The following is a 1,430-nucleotide window of genomic DNA, read 5'->3' as shown; positions in this document are numbered from 1 at the left end:
CTAGTACTACAGTCATGTTTTGTGATCTATAGCTGGATCTTGTTGTGCCGGAGCCAGCGTTTCCAGTAGTGGCTGCTGCGAGCGCCGGCTTGGTGGGCGCGGCGGTGGTGTGACCACGCCAGGGCGCGTTGAAGAATCTGGCTGATTGGATCGGTGACGGCGCTGGTCAGATGTGCCAGGAGACGGCGGATCTCGGCTGGGCTGAGGGGGACCAGGCCGCTCGGGCTTTTGGGGCGTTGGCGGCGGTGACAGCGAGGTAGGCGTGGGCGAGCATGGCCAAGGTGATGTGGCGGTGCCAGCCGTCGTAGCGGCGGACCTGGTACTGGTCCAGGCCGACTTCGTTCTTGGCGCTCTGGAAGCACTCCTCGATGGCCCAGCGGGTGCCGGCGACGCGAACGAGTTGGTCCAGCGCGGTGCCCGCGGGTCCGAAGCACAGGTAGAAGGCCAGTTCCAGCTCGCCGTGGTCGTTGGGAGTGAGGCTGCGGCGAACCAGCAGCCACCGCTGGAAGCCGCAGGACCCGCCAAGGTGATCGTCGGCGTGGGGCGGCAGGGTCGCCATCGCCCAGTCGTACAACCTTGGCCCCTTGGCCCCATCACCCGCCGACAGACGTTTCCACGCCTGCTCAGGCGCATCCGCGGTCACCGCGTCAGCTCGTGAGCCGGTGTTGCCGTAGCCGATGCCGGTGCCGACCGACTGGTTCTTGGGTACGGCGACCACATACCCGACCTTGCGTTTCTCCAGGTAGAGACGGAACTTGTGATCCTGGCCGTAGGCCTCGTCCGCAGTCACCCACGAGGCGGGCACCCCACCTTCCAGCGCCCGGCCCAGCATGGCTGTGGCCAGCGCCGGCTTGGTGGCGAACGGCACGCTGTCAGGGATACTGGCCTGAGCGCATCGCTCCCGATCCCCGGTCCAGGACTTCGGCAGGTACAACTCGGCATCCAGCAACGCCCGCCCACGCGGTGTCGCGTACGCGAGAAACACCCCGAGCTGGCAGTTCTCCACCCGGCCGGCCGTCCCTGAATACTGCCGCTGCACCCCGGCCGACCGGGTGCCTTTCTTGACGAACCCGGTCTCGTCCACGATCAGCACCCCGGCCGGATCCCCAAGCTGCTCGACCACGTAATCACGCAGGTCAACACGGACATCCCGGGGATCCCACCGCACATTGTTCAGCAGTCGCTGCATCCGATGAGGCTGGGCATCGCCTGCGGCCTCGGCCAGTTGCCAGCCGTTCTTACGCTCTACCGGCGCCAGCAGCCCGACCAGATACGCCCGCGCCTGACGACGCGGCTCTACCCGGCCGAAGCGGCTGGCGACCCGCGCGAACAGTTCATCCAGCCCGGCCGCCCACGACTGGAGATCCTCAGACGTCACCACATCCGACACGAACGCGACTATAGATCACAAAACATGACTGTAGTACTAG

General features: G+C 66.2%; 1 pseudogene. It reads right to left on the bottom strand.

The features are described from left to right. Positions 1-26: 26 nt before the first annotated feature. Positions 27-1,378 (bottom strand): annotated as a pseudogene (locus tag ABZX22_RS45035) (IS701 family transposase). Positions 1,379-1,430: the final 52 nt, after the last annotated feature.

This window comes from Nonomuraea sp. NPDC003804 (assembly GCF_040610675.1).
GTDB lineage: Bacteria > Actinomycetota > Actinomycetes > Streptosporangiales > Streptosporangiaceae > Nonomuraea.
The sequence above is the reverse complement of the archived record's forward strand: the minus strand, read 5'-3'. Positions and strand labels throughout refer to the sequence as shown.